5 protein-coding genes are annotated in these 3,451 nt (G+C 42.1%); 4 read left to right on the forward strand and 1 reads right to left on the reverse strand.

Translation table 11 applies throughout. The features are described 5' to 3' along the window. Positions 1-177 precede the first annotated feature (177 nt). From O9332_RS08610 to O9332_RS08620, 3 genes are all read left to right on the forward strand, one after another. Positions 178-477 carry a type II toxin-antitoxin system RelE/ParE family toxin gene (locus tag O9332_RS08610; protein ID WP_123230361.1) on the forward strand — a complete coding sequence of 100 codons (300 nt, stop codon included), beginning with the start codon at positions 178-180 and terminating at the stop codon, positions 475-477. A gap of 15 nt (positions 478-492) precedes the next feature. Next, positions 493-828, forward strand: a complete 336-nt coding sequence (locus O9332_RS08615; RefSeq protein ID WP_123230360.1) for a HigA family addiction module antitoxin — start codon at positions 493-495, stop codon at positions 826-828. Positions 829-1,024: 196 nt separating this feature from the next. After that, positions 1,025-1,891, forward strand: coding sequence for a tyrosine-type recombinase/integrase (locus tag O9332_RS08620; protein ID WP_288024928.1), 867 nt, complete (start codon positions 1,025-1,027; stop codon positions 1,889-1,891). A gap of 44 nt (positions 1,892-1,935) precedes the next feature. Here O9332_RS08620 and O9332_RS08625 read toward each other — a convergent pair whose 3' ends face one another. Beyond that, the gene (locus tag O9332_RS08625) at positions 1,936-2,178 is read right to left on the reverse strand and encodes a hypothetical protein (protein WP_288024931.1); all 243 of its coding nucleotides are present in this window, start codon (positions 2,176-2,178) and stop codon (positions 1,936-1,938) included. Positions 2,179-2,416: 238 nt separating this feature from the next. On the opposite strand from O9332_RS08625, the gene O9332_RS08630 reads away from it, so the two are divergent. Further along, on the forward strand, positions 2,417-3,304 hold the full coding sequence (locus O9332_RS08630) for a hypothetical protein (protein ID WP_288024933.1): 888 nt from the start codon (positions 2,417-2,419) through the stop codon (positions 3,302-3,304). Positions 3,305-3,451: the final 147 nt, after the last annotated feature.

Genomic DNA, 3,451 nt, shown 5'->3' on the forward strand with positions numbered 1-3,451 from the left:
ATAAATTCTCTCTAGCATTTTCTGGCTCTCGGGGTTTAGGTCTCTAATCAATCTCATTGTATTTTCCTGCTGCTTCGTTTTTTTATGTATTATACTTCTTAATTTTTTATTTGGGTAATTAATTTTGCATGACTACTTAGCGAACGTCTAACATGAAAAACGTGCTACCGTGTTATTATGATAGTCTCATTCAGGAATACAGCTACTAAAAATATTTTCAATGGTGAGGATACCAAAAAAGCACGGAAAACCTGCCCTAGAAATTTATGGAACGTGGTGCGACGGAAACTGGATTTAGTCGATTCGGCAACTTCGCTAGATGACCTACGCATTCCACCCAACAATTGTTTGGAAGTTTTAGTCGGTGATCGGCAAGGTCAGCATAGCATCCGAATCAATGATCAGTACCGTATCTGTTTTATCTGGACTATAAACGGTCCAGATAATGTTGAAGTCGTTGATTATCATTCCAGTTAAAAAAGGAGTATAAACATGGTTCGCACACCCACCCATAGAAGACCCACCCATCCGGGTGAAATGCTGAACGAGGAATTTTTGAAGCCGATGGGCATCACACAGAGTCAACTCGCTGATGCGATTGGGGTTCCTTACCAGCGAATTAATGAAATTGTCAACCGTCGCCGGGGGATTACCCCTAGCACCGCTTTAAGACTTGCTAAATACTTCCAAGTCTCTCCTGATTTTTGGTTGAATCTTCAAACCCGATTGGATTTGTTTGACACTAAACAGAAAGAGGGGGAACAAATCGAGAAAATTCTTCCGCCCGCTACAAGAGTAATTACAAGCAAGCCTATTGGAGTCGGATAAAACGAAAAACTTGTATCGCATCTCAAAGAGAAGCTTCACTCAGTTGAGAATGCTTTGGGTTCTTAACAATTCTTAATGTTTCGATAATAAACCTTTTCGCAAGATGAACAGTAACCTTGTACCACTTAACTCCAAAGTTTCTCACTTAACCCTGGTTCCCCCTAACACCGATTGGGAGAGGGTTTTAGGTGATTGGTTGAATACTAAGCGAAGCAATCACACGCGGCGTGTGTACCAAAAAGATATTGATAATTTTCTCGCTGATCTGGGTACGGAATTGGGAAAATTCCTATCACTTGATCGCCATGGTGCTTATGCCCTAGTTTCCCGCTATAAAGGGGATTTACTCCAAAAGGGGTTAAAATCAGCAACGATTAACCGACGGTTAGCCGCTATCAAGTCATTAGTCTGTTTTGCTTATAATTGCGGTCACTGTGAATTTATGTTAGAAGCGGTCAAGGGTGAGAAGCTGTCAGCTTATAGAGATACTTCCGGGGTTGACCCGGAGACATTCAAGCGAGTGCTAGGGGGGATTGACCGGGGAACATTAAAAGGTATCCGTGATTATGCCCTCTTGATGCTTCTTTGGAGTAATGCCCTAAGACGGTCCGAAGTGTCAAAAGCCAATATCGCTGACTTTGACCCGGTAGCTAAAACCCTGAGAATTTACGGTAAGGGTAGGGGGAATCAATCAGAGATTGTCTCTCTTGGCAGTGGCACGGTCACGGCGATTGAGTCTTGGCTGTCAGCAAGGGGTGAGACTAACCCCGATAAGGCCCTGTTTTGTTCTGTGAATGCCGGATACCGGGACGGCCGCCTATGCACTCAAGCTATCTACAATATTGTTAAAGAACGCTGTCAGGATGCCGGCATAACTAAAACTATGTCACCCCATAGGGTACGCCATAGCAGTATCACCGCCGCGCTTGAGGCTACCGGGGGGGATGTTAGGAGGGTCCAGAAGTTATCGAGGCACTCTAGCTTGAATACCCTTTTAATTTATGACGATAACCGTAAAAATCATCAGGGAGAGGTGACAGATATTTTAGATAGTCTAATTTAACCCAAAAAAAGACGGGTTAACCCGTCTTTTTGTAGTTAATAATTTTAACTAACTAAAGCATCCAAGACCCCAACGATAAAACCAGAATAACTAGAGTATTTACTCGCTTCGATGCTTACGCTTTCTTGATATTTCTTGGGTAGTATATTGGCAAGATCGTGGACTAAAACCCGCTCCCAATCGCCAGATACAGCCTTTGATAGTTCGGTTAGGTTTTCCCAATCACTATCACTCAGCGTTAGGGTTTTGCCGAAAAGACAACCCTGATTATATGCTGTTTTGGTCATTTTTTATGCTTAATAATTGTGGCATGATCGCAATCAGTTAGCTCTCTGAGTGATTGCCTATCTTCTACCCAGCCAGACCCTAATTTTTTAATGACCCAATATTATCATAGTTTTGTTTGCCGTAAACAGAAAATCAGTTAGCGGTATGACACTTCTCAAAGTGTCCATCTTGGCTAGACAGTGACTATACAATTGGCTATCCTATGAATAGACAGATAGACAAAAAGGATAGACAACTATGGCACGCGATAAACTAATCACAATCAGGATCGAAGGGGACAAAAGACAAGCTTTTGGGGACTTGGCAAAATCCCACAACACTGATACGGCCTCACTTCTATATGATTTTATTAATCAATGCCTAGACGGTAGGATAGACATTAAGCTAGTCACGGGTAAGGGGAACCGGATAGACAAGATAGACAATCAGATAGACAGCAATCGGATAGACAAATTAGAGACGGATACTCAAAAGATAGACGAACGAGTAGGCAGTATAGCCAAAAAACTTAACGATTGGGTAGAGGCTTTTGATGATCGCCTAAATGATTGTGATCAAGGATTAACCAACAGAATGATCAGCTTGGAACACAGGCTAAATGCTCTCGCTTCTCAATTGGATAGTCAAAGAATAGACAGCAAGATAGACAGTATAGACACAGATAGTCAAAAGGATAGACAAGGGGAAAACCCCGATATGGGAACCGTTGCCACGGTTGAGACTGTTTATACCGTTGAGACTGCCATAAATACTGTAGAGGCTGTCACAGAAATAGATGAGTCTGTGGATGAATCAGGCAATTCCCCCCTTCCCAATCAGGAAAATGTAGAGACTGCTGATACTGTGGAACCAATCTCATTAATAGATGAACTGGTAACGGGATCGATCGGTCCCGTTCCGGGTGAAACTGACTCAATTGAATCAGTAACGGGTGAGGGTACAGTAAGCAACCGACAAGGCTTAACCAATGACCAATTAAGTAAAAAGATAGGCATACCAACCTCAACTATCGAAAAGTGGAAGGGGAAAATTCGCGAAGGGAAAGAAATCACGTCAACAAAATACCCTAAATTTTTTAAACAGTGGACACTTAATCTTGCTGATAGCCTTTGGTATGAAGTCTAATCACTTCGGTTCTTCGGTTTTTGTTATGCAATGGACGGGGGTTATAAGGGATGGAACCCTTATATAGAAAGGCATTTGGCGATTTTTGTCAATTATTTTTGATCTAGAGCGAACTAATCAATTAAGTCTCTTGCCAGATAAGGATTT

The sequence above is a fragment of the Microcystis sp. LE19-10.1B genome (genome assembly GCF_027530565.1).
Lineage (GTDB): Bacteria > Cyanobacteriota > Cyanobacteriia > Cyanobacteriales > Microcystaceae > Microcystis > Microcystis aeruginosa.